15 protein-coding genes are annotated in these 17,453 nt (G+C 63.1%); 13 read left to right on the top strand and 2 right to left on the bottom strand.

Annotation, left to right across the window (positions count from 1 at the left end; all coding sequences use genetic code 11):
• Positions 1 to 182 precede the first annotated feature (182 nt).
• Genes AC1DX6_RS26310 through atzF form a run of 8 tightly spaced genes read left to right on the top strand, consistent with a single transcriptional unit; the run spans position 183 to position 8,483 of the window.
• On the top strand, positions 183 to 1,310 hold the full coding sequence (locus AC1DX6_RS26310; protein WP_477318763.1) for a BMP family ABC transporter substrate-binding protein: 1,128 nt from the start codon (positions 183 to 185) through the stop codon (positions 1,308 to 1,310).
• A gap of 27 nt (positions 1,311 to 1,337) precedes the next feature.
• Positions 1,338 to 2,462 (top strand): ABC transporter permease, encoded by a 1,125-nt coding sequence (locus AC1DX6_RS26305; RefSeq protein ID WP_477318761.1) that lies wholly within the window; start codon positions 1,338 to 1,340, stop codon positions 2,460 to 2,462.
• A complete protein-coding gene (locus AC1DX6_RS26300) occupies positions 2,462 to 3,388 on the top strand; it encodes an ABC transporter permease (RefSeq protein ID WP_477318759.1) in 927 nt (308 codons plus the stop codon). Before AC1DX6_RS26305 ends, AC1DX6_RS26300 begins: the two co-directional genes overlap by 1 nt.
• A 14-nt stretch (positions 3,389 to 3,402) precedes the next feature.
• On the top strand, positions 3,403 to 4,104 hold the full coding sequence (gene biuH / locus AC1DX6_RS26295; RefSeq protein WP_477318757.1) for a biuret amidohydrolase: 702 nt from the start codon (positions 3,403 to 3,405) through the stop codon (positions 4,102 to 4,104).
• A 9-nt stretch (positions 4,105 to 4,113) separates the two neighbouring features.
• Positions 4,114 to 5,643 (top strand): ABC transporter ATP-binding protein, encoded by a 1,530-nt coding sequence (locus AC1DX6_RS26290; RefSeq protein WP_477318755.1) that lies wholly within the window; start codon positions 4,114 to 4,116, stop codon positions 5,641 to 5,643.
• Complete coding sequence (locus AC1DX6_RS26285; RefSeq protein ID WP_477318753.1) at positions 5,643 to 6,311, top strand: cysteine hydrolase family protein; 669 nt, start codon at positions 5,643 to 5,645, stop codon at positions 6,309 to 6,311. The genes AC1DX6_RS26290 and AC1DX6_RS26285 overlap by 1 nt, the downstream gene beginning before the upstream one ends.
• Positions 6,304 to 6,654: a cupin domain-containing protein gene (locus tag AC1DX6_RS26280; RefSeq protein ID WP_477318751.1), complete on the top strand. Its 351-nt coding sequence runs from the start codon at positions 6,304 to 6,306 to the stop codon at positions 6,652 to 6,654. The genes AC1DX6_RS26285 and AC1DX6_RS26280 overlap by 8 nt, the downstream gene beginning before the upstream one ends.
• Positions 6,651 to 8,483: an allophanate hydrolase gene (atzF, locus tag AC1DX6_RS26275; RefSeq protein ID WP_477318749.1), complete on the top strand. Its 1,833-nt coding sequence runs from the start codon at positions 6,651 to 6,653 to the stop codon at positions 8,481 to 8,483. The genes AC1DX6_RS26280 and atzF overlap by 4 nt, the downstream gene beginning before the upstream one ends.
• Positions 8,484 to 8,529: 46 nt before the next feature.
• Here atzF and AC1DX6_RS26270 read toward each other — a convergent pair whose 3' ends face one another.
• Positions 8,530 to 9,399 (bottom strand): helix-turn-helix domain-containing protein, encoded by an 870-nt coding sequence (locus AC1DX6_RS26270; RefSeq protein ID WP_477318747.1) that lies wholly within the window; start codon positions 9,397 to 9,399, stop codon positions 8,530 to 8,532.
• Positions 9,400 to 9,505: 106 nt separating this feature from the next.
• Here AC1DX6_RS26270 and AC1DX6_RS26265 point away from each other — a divergent pair, with 106 nt between their 5' ends.
• The 5 genes from AC1DX6_RS26265 to AC1DX6_RS26245 all read left to right on the top strand — a co-directional run bounded on the left by AC1DX6_RS26265 (position 9,506) and on the right by AC1DX6_RS26245 (position 15,721).
• Positions 9,506 to 10,777: an extracellular solute-binding protein gene (locus AC1DX6_RS26265; protein ID WP_477318745.1), complete on the top strand. Its 1,272-nt coding sequence runs from the start codon at positions 9,506 to 9,508 to the stop codon at positions 10,775 to 10,777.
• A gap of 105 nt (positions 10,778 to 10,882) precedes the next feature.
• Positions 10,883 to 11,743 (top strand): carbohydrate ABC transporter permease, encoded by an 861-nt coding sequence (locus AC1DX6_RS26260; RefSeq protein ID WP_477318743.1) that lies wholly within the window; start codon positions 10,883 to 10,885, stop codon positions 11,741 to 11,743.
• Entirely contained in the window at positions 11,740 to 12,576 is an 837-nt protein-coding gene (locus tag AC1DX6_RS26255) for a carbohydrate ABC transporter permease (protein WP_477318741.1), read from the top strand. Before AC1DX6_RS26260 ends, AC1DX6_RS26255 begins: the two co-directional genes overlap by 4 nt.
• 9 nt (positions 12,577 to 12,585) lie before the next feature.
• Entirely contained in the window at positions 12,586 to 13,665 is a 1,080-nt protein-coding gene (locus tag AC1DX6_RS26250) for an ABC transporter ATP-binding protein (RefSeq protein WP_477318739.1), read from the top strand.
• A 37-nt stretch (positions 13,666 to 13,702) separates the two neighbouring features.
• Positions 13,703 to 15,721: an aldo/keto reductase gene (locus AC1DX6_RS26245; protein ID WP_477318738.1), complete on the top strand. Its 2,019-nt coding sequence runs from the start codon at positions 13,703 to 13,705 to the stop codon at positions 15,719 to 15,721.
• A 180-nt stretch (positions 15,722 to 15,901) separates the two neighbouring features.
• Here AC1DX6_RS26245 and AC1DX6_RS26240 read toward each other — a convergent pair whose 3' ends face one another.
• The gene (locus tag AC1DX6_RS26240) at positions 15,902 to 16,927 is read right to left on the bottom strand and encodes an ATP-grasp fold amidoligase family protein (protein ID WP_477318736.1); all 1,026 of its coding nucleotides are present in this window, start codon (positions 16,925 to 16,927) and stop codon (positions 15,902 to 15,904) included.
• Positions 16,928 to 17,453 lie beyond the last annotated feature (526 nt).

Genomic DNA, 17,453 nt, shown 5'->3' with positions numbered 1-17,453 from the left:
AAACTGGCTATTTTCAAGGCAAAAAGTGCATGCAATTGCCTTTCGCTTGTGCAGGCAGCATCGGCAGTATAACTGATTTTATTGGATAAATTTTGATTTCTGAACTGGCACGCTGATTGCATGCACTTTCCTGAGAAGGCGTTAACCGACCCGGAAAAGGGTCCTACAGGGGAGCATAAGAGATGACCGACAGATTCATGCTTAGCCGCCGCCAGCTGCTCAAGACCTCTGCCGCAGGAGCAGCACTTGGCATTGCCTCGGCAGCCTTTCCCATCAGCAGGGCCTTCGCCGCGGCCGCCACCGTCGGCTTCATCTATGTCGGGCCGAAGGACGACTACGGCTACAACCAGGCGCATGCCGAGGGTGCGGCGGCGCTGAAGGGCATCGAGGGCATCTCCATCGTCGAGGAAGAGAACGTCCCCGAGACGGTCGACGTCCAGAAGACAATGGAATCGATGATCAATCTCGACGGCGCCTCGCTGATCTTCCCGACCTCCTTCGGCTATTTCGATCCGCACATGCTGGCCATGTGCGCGAAATTCCCCGACGTGCAGTTCCGCCATTGCGGCGGCATGTGGAACAAGGACAAGCATCCGATGAATGCCGGCTCCTATTTCGGCTATATCGGCATGGGCCAGTATCTCAACGGCGTCGTCGCCGGCCACACCTCGAAGACCAAGAAGCTCGGCTTCGTCGCCGCCAAGCCGATCCCGCAGGTGCTGCTCAACATCAACTCCTTCCTGCTCGGCGCACGCTCGGTCGACCCGACGATCACCTGCCAGGTCATCTTTACCGGCGAGTGGTCGCTGGCGGTCAAGGAGGCGGAAGCCACCAACGCGCTGGTCGATCAGGGTGCCGACGTCATCACTTGCCATGTCGACAGCCCGAAGGTGGTGGTCGAGACGGCCGCCGGACGCGGCGCCTTCATCTGCGGCTATCACGCCAACCAGAGCCCGCTGGCGCCCGAAAAATACCTGACCGGCGCCGAATGGAACTGGGCCAAGGTCTACAAGATGTTCGTCGACGACCTCGTCGCCGGCACGCCGCTGCCCAATTTCACCCGCGGTGGCCTGGCCGATGGTTTCGTCAAGATGAGCCCGCTTGGTCCCGCCGTCGGCGAGCCGGCCCACAAGCAGTTCGACGCCACGCTGGCCGAGATGATGAAGGGTGGCTTCTCCGTCATCAAGGGTCCGTTGAAGAGCAACAAGGGCGTTGTCGTCGCCACCGAAGGCCAGGCCTTCGTCGAGACCGCCATCGAACTCGAAAGCATGGACTATCTCGTCGAGGGTGTCGTCGGTTCGACCGCCTGAAGCTGAACGCGCGCACGGAGACGGGCCATGGCAGATACGGTCAGCAGCGCGGATGCACCGGCAGTGTTCGGCGCCAGGAGCTATCCGGCGGCGCTGGAATGGATTGCCCGGCGGGCGGAAGCCTTCGTCATTCCGCTCGCGGCTCTGGTCGTCGGCATGGTCCTGTTCAGCCTGTTCATCGCGCTGGTCGGCAAGTCGCCGCTCCAGCTCTATGAAACCATGTGGCGCGGCGGTTTCGGCTCGTGGTTTTCGATCCAGAACTCGCTGTCGCGCGGAGCCCCGCTGCTGCTTGCCGCGCTCTGCGTGGCGCTGCCGGCCCGGCTCGGCCTCGTCGTCATCGGTGGCGAGGGCGCTATCGTGCTCGGCGGCGTCGCTGCCGCTGCCACAGGCGTGGCGCTGGGCGGCGCGCCATCATCAATCGTCATTCTTGCCATGGGCGTGGCGGGCATGGCCGCCGGCGGCATCTGGATCGGTGCCGTCGGCGCGCTTCGCCACTACCGCGCCGTCAACGAAACCATCTCCAGCCTGCTGATGGCCTATATCGCCATCGCCCTGATGAACCATCTGGTGGAAGGACCACTGCGCGATCCCGCCTCGCTCAACAAACCCTCGACCCAGCCGCTGGCCGACGCCTATCGCATCGGCAACATTCCGGGCATGGAGGTGCATTGGGGCCTTGTCGTCGGCATCGTTGCCTGCGTCCTGTCCTGGCTGCTGATCGAAAAGACCCGCTGGGGCTTTGCCGCCCGCATCGCCGGCGGCAATGTCAGGGCAGCCCAGGCGCAGGGGCTGGCCGTCGGACCGCTGATCGTCGGCTTCACCGCGCTTGCAGGCGGCTTCGCCGGCCTTGCCGGCATGCTGGAAGTCGGCGCCGTGCAAGGCAGCGCCAATGCCTCGCTCGCCGCCGGCTACGGCTATACTGGCATTCTTGTTGCCTTCCTTGCCCGCCACAACCCGCTGGCCATCATCCCTGTCGCCATCCTGCTTGGCGGCATCAACGCGTCCGGCGGCCTGATTCAGCGCCGCATGGACCTGCCCGATGCCACCGTGCTGGTGCTGCAAGGCATGCTGTTCGTCGTCATCCTGTTCAGCGAAACCTTCTACGGCCGCTTCAAGGCCTTCAATCCCGACCTCTGGAAGCGAGGCGCCTGATGGACGCAACCGAGATCGGACTGTGGGGCGTTCCGCTCGCCATCCTCGGCGGCGCCATCCGGGTGTCGACACCCTTCATCTTCGTGTCGCTTGGCGAAGCCATCACCGAACGCTCCGGCCGCATCAATCTCGGCCTCGAGGGCACGCTGGTTTTCGGCGCCATGACCGCCTATGCGGTGGCGGTGATGACCGGCTCGCCCTGGCTCGGCCTGCTGGCGGCCGCCGCGGCCGGCCTGTGCTTCGGCCTGTTCCACGGCTGGATCTGCAAATTTCCCGGGGTCAACGACATCGCCATCGGCATCGCGCTGATGCTGCTCGGCTCCGGTCTCGCCTTCTTCTTCGGCAAGCCATTCATCCAGCCGTCGGCGCCCGACCTGCCGGCCATTCCCTTCGGCGACTGGTCCGATATTCCGCAGGTACAGGCGGCGCTCAACGTCAATGTGCTGTTCCTGATCGGCGCGGCACTGGCGGTGTTCCTGTGGTGGGCTTTCCGCAACACCCGCGCCGGCCTGATCCTGCGTGTGGTCGGCGACAGTTCCGACGCGGCGCGCGCCATGGGCCTCAACCCCAACACCGTGCGCCTCATTGCCACTGGGGTCGGCGGAGCGCTAGCCGGCATCGGCGGCGCCTATCTGTCGCTCTACTATCCCGGCAGCTGGACCGAACGCATTTCGTCCGGCCAGGGGCTGATGGCGGTAGCGCTGGTCATCTTCGCGCGCTGGAACCCGCTCGGCTGCTTTGCCGCCGCCTTGCTGTTCGGCGGCGCCGGCGCGCTCGGCCCGGCGCTGCAGTCGGTCGGCGTCACGCAAGGCTACTATCTGTTCTACGCCGCTCCCTACATCCTCACCCTGATCATCATGATCGCCACCTCATCGCCGAGCCGTTCGCTTGCCGGCGCGCCGGGCGAATTGTCGATCACCAAATGACTGGAGTTTTTGCCATGAACGCCAGAGCCGAGATCACCCAGCGCTACATCGACGCCGACCCCTATCCATGGCCCTACAATGGCGAACTTCGCCCTGACAATACGGCGCTAATCATCATCGACATGCAGACCGATTTCTGCGGGCCGGGCGGCTATGTCGACCATATGGGCTACGACCTGTCGCTGGTGCGCGCGCCGATCGAGCCGATCAAGTCGGTGCTGTCGGCCATGCGCGCGAAAGGCTACACCATCATCCACACCCGCGAGGGCCACCGGCCAGACCTCGCCGACCTGCCCGCCAACAAGCGCTGGCGCTCGCGCCGCATCAATGCCGGCATTGGCGACCCCGGCCCCTGCGGGCGCATCCTGGTGCGCGGCGAGCCGGGCTGGGACATCATTCCCGACCTCTACCCGACTGAGGGCGAGCCGATCATCGACAAGCCGGGGAAGGGCTCGTTCTGCGCCACCGACCTGGAGCTGATCCTCAACCAGAGCGGCATCGAAAACATCGTGCTCACCGGCATCACCACCGACGTCTGCGTGCACACCACGATGCGTGAGGCCAACGACCGCGGCTTCGAATGCGTCATGCTGGAGGATTGCTGCGGCGCGACCGACTACGGCAACCACCTCGCCGCGATCAAGATGATCAAGATGCAGGGCGGCGTCTTCGGCGCGGTGTCGAATTCGGCGTCCTTCGTCGCCCAACTGCCATGAGGTTTGGCCATGAGTGAAGGCGGCAGGAAAGCAGTCAGCGTCGAGACCATCGGCATGACCATGCGCTTCGGCGCCTTTACCGCGCTCAGCGACGTCTCGATCAAGGTGCCTGCCGGATCGTTCCACGCGCTGCTCGGCGAAAATGGCGCCGGCAAGTCGACGCTGGTCAAATGCATGATGGGTTTTTACCACCCGACCTCGGGCGACATTCTGGTCGACGGCCGCGAGGTGGCGATCGCCAGCCCGCGCGATGCTTCGGCACTCGGGCTTGGCATGGTCTACCAGCATTTCACGCTTGTCCCGTCACTGACCGGCGCGGAAAACCTGGTCATTTCACGTGAGAAGGTGCCGGGGATCATCGACTGGCGCCAAGAGCGCGCCGACCTTGCAGCCTTCATGGAGCGGATGCCGTTCAAGCTGCCGCTCGACGTCAAGGTGGCCGAGCTCGCCGCCGGCGAAAAGCAGAAGCTGGAAATCATCAAGCAACTCTATCTCGGCCGCAGCTTCCTGGTGCTGGACGAGCCGACTTCAGTGCTCACCCCCGGCGAAGCCCAGGAAGTGCTGGGCCTGGTGCGCGACATGACCAGAGCGGGCGGTCTCACCGTGCTGATGATCTCGCACAAATTCCATGAAGTGACGGCGTTTGCCGACGACATCACGGTGCTGCGCAAGGGCAGACTGACCGGAACCGGAAAAGTGTCGGACCTGTCGCACAGGGAGATGGCAGCGATGATGATCGGCGACCAGCCGATCGCCGCGCTCGACAGTCGCGCTCCGGTGCCGATCGACGCCAGGCAGATCCTGACAGTGAAGGCACTGAAGGCACCCGACCGGACAGGCCTGAAAACCATCAACATCGGCGAACTCGATGTGAAGTCCGGCGAAATCGTCGGCGTTGCCGGCATTTCCGGTAACGGCCAGAAGGAGTTTCTCGAAGTCCTGGCCGGACAGCGCACACGCGACGGCGGCGACGTTCTGGTCAAGGGCTCGCCCTATGGCGCCAGCCGCAGCGAGGCGCGGACGCTCAATGTCCGCTTCATTCCCGAGGAGCCGTTGCGCAATGCCTGCGCGCCGAAGATGACGGTGGCGGAAAACATGGCTTTCCGGACCTTCGATTTGAACGAAGCCGGCAAGCCGATCAGCTGGATCAGGATGAGCGCGATCAGGGACTATGCGACCCGGCTGGTCGAGCAGTTCAAAGTCAAGACCGCATCGCTTGCCTCGCCGATTTCGTCGCTGTCGGGCGGCAATGTGCAGCGCGCCGTGCTGGCCCGCGAACTCACCGGCGAGGTCGACCTGCTGATCGTCTCCAACCCGTGCTTTGGCCTCGACTTCTCGGCGGTGGCCGAGATCCGCGCCCGTATCATGAAGGCGCGCAATGCGGGTGCCGCCGTGCTCCTGATGTCGGAAGACCTCGACGAACTGCTCGAACTGTCCGATCGCATCTTCGTCATGTCGGACGGCGCGCTGGTCTATGAGACGCCGATTGCGCAAGCCAGCGTGCAGACCATCGGCGAGCATATGGCGGGACATCACTGATGGCAGAAATCAATGCACTGCCGTTTTCCTTCACCTTCAAACCGCAGACCATGGCGCTGGTGGTCATCGACATGCAGCGCGATTTCGCCGAGCCCGGCGGCTTCGGCGCCAGCCTCGGCAACGACGTCAGCCGCGTCACAGCCATCGTGCCGACGGTGAAGAAGCTGATCGAAGGGTTCCGCGCCGCCGGCCTGCCGGTGATCCACACCATGGAGTGCCACAGGGCCGACCTTTCGGACCTGCCGCCGGCCAAGCGCAATCGCGGCAATCCGTCGATCCGTATCGGCGATGTCGGCCCGATGGGCCGTGTGCTGATCGTCGGCGAACCGGGCACGGCAATCCTCGACGAGCTTGCCCCGCTGCCCGGCGAGATCGTCATCGAAAAACCCGGCAAGGGCGCGTTCTACGCAACCAGTTTTGGCGACGATCTGAAACGGCTCGGCGCACAGCAACTTGTCTTTGCCGGCGTCACCACCGAAGTCTGCGTGCAGACGACGATGCGCGAGGCCAACGATCGCGGCTATGAGTGCCTGCTCGCCGAGGACGCTACGGAAAGCTATTTCCCGGAGTTCAAGGCGGCGGCCCTGGCCATGATCAGGGCGCAAGGCGCCATCGTCGGTTGGACGGCGATGGCCGACCAGGTGCTTCAGGGAATTGCCAATGCCTAATCTTGCTTTTGCTGGCCTCGTCAATGGCGGCTGGCGCGATCTGGCGTTCGAGCATTTCCGTCACGGCATCACCGTGCATTGGCTGCTCAAGGGCGGGCCGGTCGAACCTTCGGTTGCGATCCTGAACTACCAGCCCGGCGCCGGCGTGCCGCGCCACCGCCATGTCGGGCTGGAGACCATCGTCGTGCTGGAAGGCACCCAGAGCGACGAGAACGGCGACTATCCCGCAGGCAGCGTCATCCTGAATCCAGTCGGGACCGAGCATTCGGTGTGGACGAAAGACGGCTGCGTCGTGCTGATCCAATGGGACCTGCCGGTGATCATTCTGGGGGAGACGAAATGAGTGATGTCCGCTTCGACATAGCGAGCCTGCACGCGGCCTATCGGGACGGCGTCAGCGTTGGCGATGTGATCGCGACGATTTATGCCCGCATCGAGACCGCTGATGATCCGGGCATCTTCATCCATCTCGCCGCCAGGGCGGATCTGCTTGCCGCGGCCGAAGCGCTCGGCCCGTTCGACCCGGCGGCAAAACCGCTCTGGGGTGTTCCCTTCGCCGTGAAGGACAACATCGACGTCGCCGGCATGCCGACGACGGCGGCCTGCGCCGAATACACCTACTGGCCCGATAGGGATGCCACCGTGGTGGCACGGCTCAAGGCCGCCGGCGCGCTCGTCGTCGGCAAGACCAATCTCGACCAGTTCGCCACCGGCCTCGTCGGCGTGCGCACGCCCTGGCCGATCCCACGCAACGCCATCGATGAGGAGCTGGTGCCGGGCGGCTCCTCCTCGGGTTCGGCGGTGGCAACGGCGCGCGGCATCGTCTCCTTCGCGCTCGGCACCGACACCGCCGGCTCCGGCCGCATCCCGGCCGGCCTCAACAACATCGTCGGCCTGAAGCCGACAGTCGGTGCGCTCTCGACGGCCGGCGTCGTGCCGGCCTGCCGCACGCTCGACTGCGTCTCGGTGTTCGCGCTGACTGTCGATGACGCCTATCGGGTGTTCTCCGTGGCGGCAGCGCGCGATGCGGCCGATGCCTATTCGCGCGACATCGCCGTCCAGCCGCTCGCCGCGCGCCCGCCGGTGCTGAGCGTCGGCATCCCGGCAAAAGCCGACCTGAAATTCTTCGGCGATGCGGCGATGCAGGCCGGCTTCGAGGCCTCGCTTGCCATGCTGTCGCGGCTCGGCTGCCGGCTGGTCGAAATCCCGTTCGGCGATTTCTACGCCACCGCCAACCTCCTCTACGAGGGCGCCTGGGTGGCCGAACGCTATGTGGCGATCCGCGATTTCATGGAGTCCAACGAAGCCGCCCTGCATCCGGTGACGCGCAAGATCATCGGCGGCGCCAGCAGTCTGTCGGCCGCGGACGCCTTTCGCGGCCTTTATGCCTTGCAGGCCTACAAGGCGAAACTCGCTCCAATCATCGCCTCGGTCGACCTGTTCTGCGTGCCGACCGCGCCGACCCACTACACGGTCGATGCGGTGCTTGCCGACCCGATCCTCACCAACAGCCGGCTCGGCACCTACACCAATTTCGTCAACCTGCTCGACATGTGCGGCATCGCTGTGCCGACCGGAAAGCGCGATGACGGCTTGCCGATGAGCGTCACGCTGCTTGCGCCGGCCGGCGGCGACGCGCTGACGGCAGCACTTGCCCGCGACCTGCATACCGCCAGCGGCCTCTTGCTCGGCGCGACGGACTGGCCGCAGCCGGCCCCTCTGCTTCCTCCGTCGCCAATCGCCGACGGCATGATCGATCTGGTGGTGGTCGGTGCGCATCTCTCGGGCATGCCGCTCAACGGCCAGCTGAAAAAGCTCGATGCGCAATTCTCGAGAGCCGTGAAAACAGCGCCGGCCTACAGGCTCTATGCACTCGCCGGTCAGTCTGTGCCCAAGCCGGGGCTGGTGCGGGTCGCCAGTGGCGGCATGGCGATTGATGTCGAGGTCTGGCGGCTTGAGCCGGACGCGTTCGGGCGCTTCGTCGCCGCGATCCCGTCGCCGCTTGGCATCGGCACAATCGACCTCGCAGACGGCACGTCGGCCAAGGGTTTCCTGGTCGAAACTGCCGGGCTGGCGGCAGCAGCCGACATCTCGGCCTATGGCGGCTGGCGCAGCTTTGTCACCGGCGCCCGCGAACCGAAACAGCGCCTGGAAGGTGTCCCTGCCAATTGACTGGCGATGGAACAGGCCCTGGCCAGCCGATCGCGGATTGGCGGAATTACCTGATGCCCACACCCTTGCGGAAATCGGAAGGCGTCATGCCGGCAAGCTTGCGGAACGACTTGTTGAAGGCGCTGAGCGAACCGAAACCGGAGTCCATGGCGACCCTGAGCACGTTGGCGTCCTGGTGCATCAGCATCGCCTGGGCATAGCTGAGCCGCAACAAATTCACATATTCGTTGAGCGTCATGCCGGTCGATTTCTTGAAGGTGCTCATAGCGTATTTGGGATGAATGTCGGCAGCGGCCGCGATGTTTACGCAGTCGATGTCGTAGAGAAAGTTCTCCGCGATGAAGTCGCACATACGCCCGACATTGCGTGAAGACTGCTGATCGAAGGGGCTGCCGGCTGCCTGTCCGATCGGGTTTTCGGGCACGAGCCGGTACGGCTCGAACCGCATCCGCTCCAGCCGCAGCAGCAGCTCGTTCACGGCATGCTCCGCCTTTGCCGAATCGCCGGAGCGGGCGTAGCGGTTCCAGCGCTCGAAACTGTCGTCGTCCGACCGGTCGGTCGCATCGCTCACCAGTGTCGCGCCTGTCATTAGCCGATGCCGGACATCGGTCGGCAGGTGCAGCCGGAAGAAATGCACCAGCGGCAGATGCGCGCCGGCATAGACGGCATCGTCGCTGAGATCGTCCATCTGATGCGGCAGGCCGCCCCAGAACAGGCACATCTCGCCGGCCGAAAGCGAAATCTCATGGTCGTTCATGCGGTAGTGCACGCTGCCGCGCACAATGAAATTGACCTCGACCTGGGCGTGCCAATGCGGCTTGAGCATAACCAGGGGCTGTGTGTGAAACATCTGCAGCAGCAGCGGCAGGCCTTCCACACTGCTGGCGCCAGGTTGGTAAAACGGTCGTTCCGGCATCTTACTTTCCGCCAATTTCTTATTCCCTTTGACGGCGACAAGCCTTCCCTACCGCATAGTCTACCCACGCTCACCAAGACAGAGCAAATGAAATGGGAGGATTTCAATGCGCACCATATTGACCTGCGCCGCGCTTGCGCTTGCCCTGGGCTCAAGCCCGGCGCTTGCGCAGTCTGGCGAAATCACGATCTGGAGCTGGAACATCGCCGCTTCATCGTTGAAGGCGACCGTAGCCGGCTTCAACAAGCAGTACCCCGACGTCAAGGTGACGGTCGAGGATGTCGGCAACCAGCCGACCTATGACAAGTCGATCGCCGGCTGTGCCGCCGGAGGCGTCGGGCTGCCGGATATCGTCTCGATCGAGAATGGCGAGGCCGAGAACTACTGGAGCCAGTTCCCCGACTGCTTCGTCGACCTGCATACGCTTGGCTACACCGCCGAGGACCAGGCAAAATTCCCCGATTTCAAGCGCACCGAACTCGAAGTGGGCGAGAAGGCCTATGCAATGCCATGGGATTCCGGCCCTGTCGCCGCCTTCTACCGCCGCGACTTCTATGAGAAGGCCGGTGTCGATCCTGCCTCGATCAAGACCTGGGACGATTTCATCGCCGCCGGCAAGAAGATCCAGGCCGCCAATCCGGGCGTGACGATGACCAATGCCGATTTCAACGGCGACACCGAATTCTTCCGCATGATCGCCAACGAACAGGGCTGCGCCTATTTTGCCGCTGACGGGCTGTCGATCACGGTCAACCAGCCCAAATGTGTCGATACCCTGACCAAGATCAAGGAGATGAAGGACGCAGGCATCATCTCCTCGGCCGATTGGGGCACCAAGATCACCAACAACACCGCCGGTGCCGTTGCCACCCAGATCTATGGTGGCTGGTATGAGGGCACCATTCGCACTGAATCGGCGGGCGAAAACGGCAAATGGGGCGTCTATCTCATGCCGAGCCTGACGGCCGACGGCCCGCGCGCCGCCAATCTCGGCGGCTCTTCGCTGGCCATCACATCGGCCTCGAAGAACAAGGAAGCCGCCTACGCCTACCTGAAATACACGCTCGAGACCAATGAAGGCCAGATAACGATGCTGAAGGACTTCGGCCTCGTGCCCTCGCTGGTCTCGGCGCTCAATGATCCCTATGTCTCCGAAGGCCTGCCCTATTGGGGTGGTCAGGCAGTGTGGAAGGATATTCTCTCCACCTTGCCCAAGGTCGTGCCCAGCCGCGGCACGCCGTTCCAGAGCGATGCCGAGATCATCATGCGCTCGGTGCAGACCAAATATCTGGGCGGCGGCTATCCGGACGCCAAGACCGCGCTCGATGATGCAGCCAATCAGATCGCGGCAGCGACCGGATTGCCCGTCAAGTCCTGATCTGGGCGAGATGGTCCCGAGCGGCATCGATGCTGCCCGGGACCATTCAACGCGCTGCGTGTTTGAGCACGCGTGCTCACCCGCCAATGCGGAAAGGAGGCAACCATGCGCTATCAGAACGCCACGGCGTATCGCTTCCTCGCGCCTTATCTGCTGATCTTCGCGATCTTCTGGCTATGGCCGATCATTGACTCTTTCCTGATCTCCTTCCAGGCGACGCGCACCGTGCCCTGGCGGTTTGCGCCCGGCTTCAACTGGGGCCGGCTGATCGGCGACCCAGCCTTTTTCAATGCTCTGAAGAACACGCTGCTCATCTTGGTTATCCAGGTGCCGGTGATGATCGCGCTCGCCACGGTGATGGCCGTGCTTTTGAATTCGCCGCTGCTGAAAGCCAGAGGCCTGTTCCGCTTCGCTTTCTTCGCCCCGGTCGTGGTTGGCGAAGTCGCCTATTCCGCAGTCTTCCGGCTGATGTTCAACCTCAATTTCGGCATCATCAACAAATTGCTGAACAGCGTCGGCCTGCCAAGTGTCGACTGGTTTTCCAACGTCACGCCGGCGATGGCGCTGATCATGATCGCGGTGACCTGGCGCTGGGCCGGCTACAACGCCATCATCCTGCTCGCCGGCATGCAGTCGATCCCGCAGGATGTCTACGAGGCGGCGACGCTCGACCGCGTCAGCAAGGTGAAGCAGTTCTTCTACATCACCCTGCCATTGCTGAAGCCGATCATCGTCTTCTGCTGCGTGCTGTCGATCATCGGCACCATGCAGCTGTTCACCGAACCGTTCCTGATCACCGAACGCGGCGGCCCGGGCGGCGGCACCGAAACGCTCGGGCTGCTGCTTTACCGTCAGGGTTTCAGGTCGCTGAACTTCGGCTACGCCTCGGCCGTCGCCTACACCATGGCTGGGCTCGCAATCGCCATCACGCTGGTGCAACTCTGGCTGACGAAGGAGCCGAAATGAGCTCGCGTTCGCAAGCCAAGCTGGGTCGCAGCATCGCGCTGCACCTTTTCCTGACGCCGCTGGCGCTGATCTGGCTGTTTCCGCTGTGGATGATGACGATCTTTTCGACGATGCCCGACAACGGCATCTTCAGCCCCGGCATCGAGCTTCTGCCGCACGGCAATTTCATTGAGAATTTCAACAATCTGCAACGCGATACCGATTTCATCCGCGCCATCGGCATCTCGGTTTCGGTGGCAGTGACCTACACGGTGCTGTCGGTGCTGCTCACCTCGATGGCCGGCTGGGCGCTGGCGCGCTATCAGTTCTTCGGCAAGGGCGCGGTCGTGGCGATCATCCTCGGCACCATCACACTGCCCTATGCCGTTGTGCTGATCCCGCAATTCATCATGGTGGCGCGCGACTTCAAGCTCGCCAACACCTGGGTGGCGCTGGTCGTACCGCCGCTTTTCAATTCGCTGGGTGTCCTCTTCATGAGGCAGAGCTTTTCGATGATGCCGGCCGATCTGTTCGACGCGGCGCGCGTCGAGGGGGTCAAGGAATGGCGCATCTTCCTGTTCGTGGCGCTACCCCTGGCGCGGCCGACGCTGGCGGCACTCGCCATCATCCTGTTTCTTGCTTCGTGGAACAACTATCTCTGGCCGCTGCTGATCAACAGCCAGCCCGGCTCGATGACAGCGCCAGTGGCGCTCGGCACGCTGATCGGCCTGACCAAAGTGTCATGGGGCGGCATCATGGCAGGCTCGATGATGCTGACGGCGCCGATGCTGGTCGTTTTCGTGCTCCTGCAGCGTCATTTCATCGCCGGCATTGCCGCCGGCGCCATCAAGTAAGGACCGGCAATGGCGGCGGTTACACTCAGCAATGTTGTCAAGCGCTTCGGCAACTTCGAGATCGTTCATGGCGCGAACATCGATGTGAGCGACGGCGAATTCGTCGTCTTTGTCGGCCCCTCCGGTTGCGGGAAATCGACGCTGCTGAGGATGATCGCCGGGCTTGAGGACATCAGTGGCGGCGAGATCGCCATTGGCGGCAAGGTGGTCAACGACGTCGAGCCGGCCGACCGCGGCATCGCCATGGTGTTCCAGTCCTATGCACTTTATCCGCATATGACTGTCGAGCAGAATCTGAGTTTCGGCCTCAGGATGACCGGCAATCCGAAAGCCGATACCGAGCGGCGGGTGAAGCGGGCATCCGAGATCCTGCGCATCACCGAGTTGATGGCCCGCCGGCCGCGCCAGCTTTCCGGCGGCCAGCGCCAGCGGGTCGCCATCGGCCGCGCCATCGTGCGCGAGCCCCAGGTGTTCCTCTTCGACGAACCGCTGAGCAATCTCGACGCCGAGCTCAGGGTGCAGATGCGTGTCGAGATCTCGCGCCTGCACAAGGAACTGGGCACGACGATGATCTACGTCACCCACGACCAGACCGAGGCGATGACGCTGGCCGACAGGATCGTCGTGCTGCGCGGCGGCCATGTCGAGCAGATCGGCCGTCCGCTTGATCTCTACGACAATCCCGACAATCAGTTCGTGGCCGGTTTTGTCGGCTCGCCGAAGATGAACTTCATCAACGGCCGCGTTGTCGGGCGCGATACGCATGGCATCGTTGTCGACCTGGCGGGCCAGGAAAAGACCCGCATCACCCAGCCTCTGACCGGCGCAGCACCTGAAACGGAAAGTAAGGTCATCGTCGGCGTGCGGCCCGAACATTTCGGCAATGCCGGAGAAGGCGATGCCGACCTCGTCGTTCGCATCGACGTGGTCGAGCATCTGGGCGGCACCAGCTTTCTCTATGCCAGGACGACCAACGGCGAAGACGTGGTGATCCAGCGCGACGCAGCAAAGGTTCCCGACACCACCGAGGTCACCGTTTCCATCCGCAAATCCTATCTGTTCGACGAAAACGGGCTGCGGCTGCGCTGACCGCTTTCCCTTCCCAGCCTTTCCAAGGAGAATGACAATGACTTCAACCGCGCCCATCCGCTGGGGCATTCTCGGGCCAGGCAGCATCGCCCTTGCCTTTGCCGGTGGCGTGGCCAATTCGCGCACCGGCAAACTGGTCGCCCTCGGCGCCCGCAACCCCGGCAAATCAGGCCTGGCGGAAAGTTTTCCAGGCGCCCGCATCCTCGACGGCTACGACGCCTTGCTCGCCGATCCGGATGTCGATGCGGTCTACATTTCGATACCCCATCCCGGCCATGCCGAATGGGCGATCAAGGCGGCCGAGGCCGGCAAGCATGTGCTTTGCGAAAAGCCGATGGGGCTGACCGCCTTCGAGGCCGACGCAATGATCCATGCGGCGCGCAAGGCCGGCACCTTTCTCGGCGAAGCCTTCATGTACCGGCTGCATCCGCAGACGCTCAAGCTGATGGAGTTGATCAAGTCGGGCGTCATCGGCGAGGTCCGCATGATCAAGTCCAGCTTCGGCTTCGCCATGCCGGGTTTCATGCCGGAGCATCGGCTCTATGCCAACGACCTCGCTGGTGGCGGCATTCTGGATGTCGGCGGCTATCCCGTGTCGATGGCGCGGCTGATTGCCGGCGCCGCCGCAGGAGTGCCGTTCGCCGAGCCGGACAAGGTGACCGGCACAGCGCATCTCGGCCCGTCCGGGGTCGATGAATGGGCCTCGGCGCTGCTGCATTTTCCAGGCGGCATCATCGCCGAAGTCTCCTGCAGCATCTCGCTTAACCAGGACAATGTGCTGCGCATCCTTGGCACCAAGGGACGCATCGAGGTGCCGGATTTCTGGTTCGCGGGCGGCAATCGCGACGTTGGTCTCGGCAAGATCGACGTGGTCCGGTACGACGGGACGCGCGACACCATCAGCGTCAATGAAACGCGCCATCTCTACTCTTTCGAGGTCGACGCCACCGGCGAGGCCATCCTTGCCGGTAACAACGAGTTTGCTTGGCCGGGCATGGGTTGGGCCGACAGCCTCGGCAACCTGCGCGTGCTCGACAAATGGCGCACTGCGGCCGGGCTCGAATACGAGATCGAGAAGTCCACGAGACGCGTCAACACGATTTCCGGAAGGCCGTTGCGCTCCAACGGCACGGCGATCGGCAAGCGCAAGATTCTGGGCTTGTCGAAACCGGCCTCCGTGGTGGCGCTCGGCTTCGAGGATTTCCGCAGCTTTTCCTCGGGCGCGATCCTGCTCGATGGGTTTTTCGAAGCGGGTGGCAATTTGTTCGACACCGGCTATGTCTATGGCGCCGGCTATACCGAAGCGCTGCTCGGCCAGTGGTTGAAGAACCGCGGCGTGCGTGAACAATCGGTCGTTATCGGCAAGGGCGCGCACTCGCCGCTCTGCTATCCCGATGTGATCGGCAAGCAGCTTGCGCAGTCGCTCGACCGGCTGCAGAGCGACTATGTCGATATCTATTTCATGCACCGCGACAACCCGGATGTACCGGTCGGTGAATTCGTCGACGCCATGGACCGGGAGGTCAAGGCCGGGCGCATCCGCGGCCCGTTCGGCGGCTCCAACTGGACGATGGAGCGTATGGATGAAGCGATTGCCTATGCCGCGCGCACCGGCAAGCAGAAGCCCGGCGCGCTCTCCAACAATTTCTCGCTGGCCGAGATGCTGGAGCCGATCTGGGCCGGCTGCGTCACCTCCTCCAGCGACGAGTGGAAAGCCTGGCTGACATCCAGGCAGATGCCCAATTTCGCTTGGTCGAGCCAGGGACGCGGTTTCTTCACCGACCGCGCCGGCCGCGACAAGCGCGACAATGAGGAGCTTGTCCGGGTCTGGTACTCGGAGAAAAACTTCGGCCGCCGCGACCGGGCGATCGAATTGGCCGAGAGGCTGGGCAAGAGCCCAATCCATGTAGCGCTGGCCTATGTGCTGGCGCAGCCCTTTCCGTCGGTTCCGCTGATCGGTCCGCGCACGCTCGGCGAACTGGAAGACAGCCTGCAAGCGCTCGACATTGCGCTGTCACCCAGGGATCTGGAGTGGCTGGACGGCGGTTCGGATTGAAACCAGCCAGCCAGGGCATGATCCCGAAAAGTGGTATCCGGTTTTCTCGGACAAAACCGGGAACCGTTTTGTCCAGAAGATCATGCCCAAACAATAGAGATGGAGCCCAATCATTCCGATAGGATCGGGATGAGGCTCACTTTTGCCACATGATCCCGACCCTAGGGTTGGGATCATGGTCTAGATCTGCAACGTTTCCAGAGGCGGGGCCTCGACAAGATGGGCCGGGTGCAAATCGCCACCGTCCGCCATGCATTTCGCGCGCAGCGCATTTGCATAGAGCCAGGCAATGCCCGTGTGCCGCCGCCGCAAATAATCCGAATGATCGAGCCGCCAGTGCCGCTCGATGTCCGCCATGATGGCCGGATTGCTCCAGACGGAGTAGCCACCCCCGGTATAGACGGTGACCTCGCCAGCGAACAGCCGCTCGTTGGTGACCAGAAAATCGACACGGACATAGTCGAGATCGCCAGCGATGCGCGGCGCGATGACGACTGCCTGACGAATGAATTCGACCAGGCGCGCTGTCACGGGCAGCGCCTGGTCCTCGCGCGGATAGTCGACATCGCGACCCGGCAAGGGATTGCCCTCAGGATCGAACAGCCGCGACATGCGAGCCTTCTTGTCCTCGGCCCTGACATGGCACACGACACCGCTGCAGATCTGGACCTTGATCTCGGTGGCGATCTCGCCGCCGCTGAGGGCCAGCCGCTGTTCGACGAAGACCGTCGGTGTAATCGACCAGTAGGCCCATTCGCCATTGTGGCGCCCTTGGCGTTTCCCAAGCCAGCGCTTCGTCTGGCTTGTGATGGTTGCACGCTCCGGCTGGCCGCCGGAAACGAATATGTTCATGTCGCAGCCGTGGTTCGTCTTGACCACCACGTCCTTGGCCAGCAGGTCGAGCGGGATGTCTTCGGGATCACGGCCCGACCACAGCGTCTCCGGCACCATCAATTCCGGGCAAACCTTGCGGATGTAATCTTTCACAGCGAGCTTGTCCGACAACGCCACGAACAACGGATTGTGGTCGACGATTCTTCGCCAGAACATCCGCTCGTGATAGCTCTCCGGCGCTGCAGGGTTTGGCAGATAGCCAAACCTCCTCGCAAACCGCATGACGAGCATCGGGTGGCGAACTGTCAACAGCAGCCGCGCGACTGCCAGAATGAAGCGGTGTCTCGCGGGAATATCGGCCCTCGACTTCATTGAAAGGATTCAATCCTTCTGCCAAGCAGAGAGTCGGGCCACGGTTTTACTCGCCCGCTTTGGTCATGCAGCTAGCATCGACGGGGCGTGCCGACAAGCGCGCCGGCCCTATCGGTTCGAACGGCCGAGCATCGTGGAAACGGCAATCAGAAACCACCTGCAGTGCCGCCCTATTAGCTGTCCGCCCGCCGGGCGTGCTCCCTCAAAAAGCAAGAAAGCCCGCTGGCTGCGGCCTGACGGGCTTGTTGTCTGGTTTCGGGGAGAAGATTTGCCTTTTAACGCAAAACTGCCCGCTTTGAGCGGGCCGTTTTTGTGATTTGGTTTCGGGGAGAGGCTTTGGCTTTTCTGTCCCGCGGCGTCGGCTGCGCCTCGTTGCGGGCCCCTGATGCCAGGTTAAGATCGGCCGGCCACCACAGCAAAATACAAAAGAGCCCGCACAAGGCGGGCTCTTCTGTATTTGGTTGCGGGGACAGGATTTGAACCTGTGACCTTCAGGTTATGAGCCTGACGAGCTACCGGGCTGCTC

It is taken from the genome of Mesorhizobium sp. P2_C4 (assembly GCF_056404575.1).
Note: the sequence above shows the minus strand (reverse complement) of the source record. Positions and strands in the feature narration are given on the sequence as shown.

Excerpts from the sequence above, each read along its gene's own strand:
- AC1DX6_RS26250 (WP_477318739.1), top strand. The coding sequence starts at position 12,586 with ATGGCGGCGGTTACACTCAGCAATGTTGTCAAGCGCTTCGGCAACTTC.
- AC1DX6_RS26270 (WP_477318747.1), bottom strand. The coding sequence starts at position 9,399 with ATGCCGGAACGACCGTTTTACCAACCTGGCGCCAGCAGTGTGGAAGGC.
- AC1DX6_RS26245 (WP_477318738.1), top strand. The coding sequence starts at position 13,703 with ATGACTTCAACCGCGCCCATCCGCTGGGGCATTCTCGGGCCAGGCAGC.
- AC1DX6_RS26310 (WP_477318763.1), top strand. The coding sequence starts at position 183 with ATGACCGACAGATTCATGCTTAGCCGCCGCCAGCTGCTCAAGACCTCT.
- AC1DX6_RS26305 (WP_477318761.1), top strand. The coding sequence starts at position 1,338 with ATGGCAGATACGGTCAGCAGCGCGGATGCACCGGCAGTGTTCGGCGCC.
- AC1DX6_RS26285 (WP_477318753.1), top strand. The coding sequence starts at position 5,643 with ATGGCAGAAATCAATGCACTGCCGTTTTCCTTCACCTTCAAACCGCAG.
- AC1DX6_RS26290 (WP_477318755.1), top strand. The coding sequence starts at position 4,114 with ATGAGTGAAGGCGGCAGGAAAGCAGTCAGCGTCGAGACCATCGGCATG.
- AC1DX6_RS26240 (WP_477318736.1), bottom strand. The coding sequence starts at position 16,927 with ATGAAGTCGAGGGCCGATATTCCCGCGAGACACCGCTTCATTCTGGCA.
- AC1DX6_RS26265 (WP_477318745.1), top strand. The coding sequence starts at position 9,506 with ATGCGCACCATATTGACCTGCGCCGCGCTTGCGCTTGCCCTGGGCTCA.
- AC1DX6_RS26300 (WP_477318759.1), top strand. The coding sequence starts at position 2,462 with ATGGACGCAACCGAGATCGGACTGTGGGGCGTTCCGCTCGCCATCCTC.
- AC1DX6_RS26280 (WP_477318751.1), top strand. The coding sequence starts at position 6,304 with ATGCCTAATCTTGCTTTTGCTGGCCTCGTCAATGGCGGCTGGCGCGAT.
- atzF (WP_477318749.1), top strand. The coding sequence starts at position 6,651 with ATGAGTGATGTCCGCTTCGACATAGCGAGCCTGCACGCGGCCTATCGG.
- AC1DX6_RS26255 (WP_477318741.1), top strand. The coding sequence starts at position 11,740 with ATGAGCTCGCGTTCGCAAGCCAAGCTGGGTCGCAGCATCGCGCTGCAC.
- biuH (WP_477318757.1), top strand. The coding sequence starts at position 3,403 with ATGAACGCCAGAGCCGAGATCACCCAGCGCTACATCGACGCCGACCCC.
- AC1DX6_RS26260 (WP_477318743.1), top strand. The coding sequence starts at position 10,883 with ATGCGCTATCAGAACGCCACGGCGTATCGCTTCCTCGCGCCTTATCTG.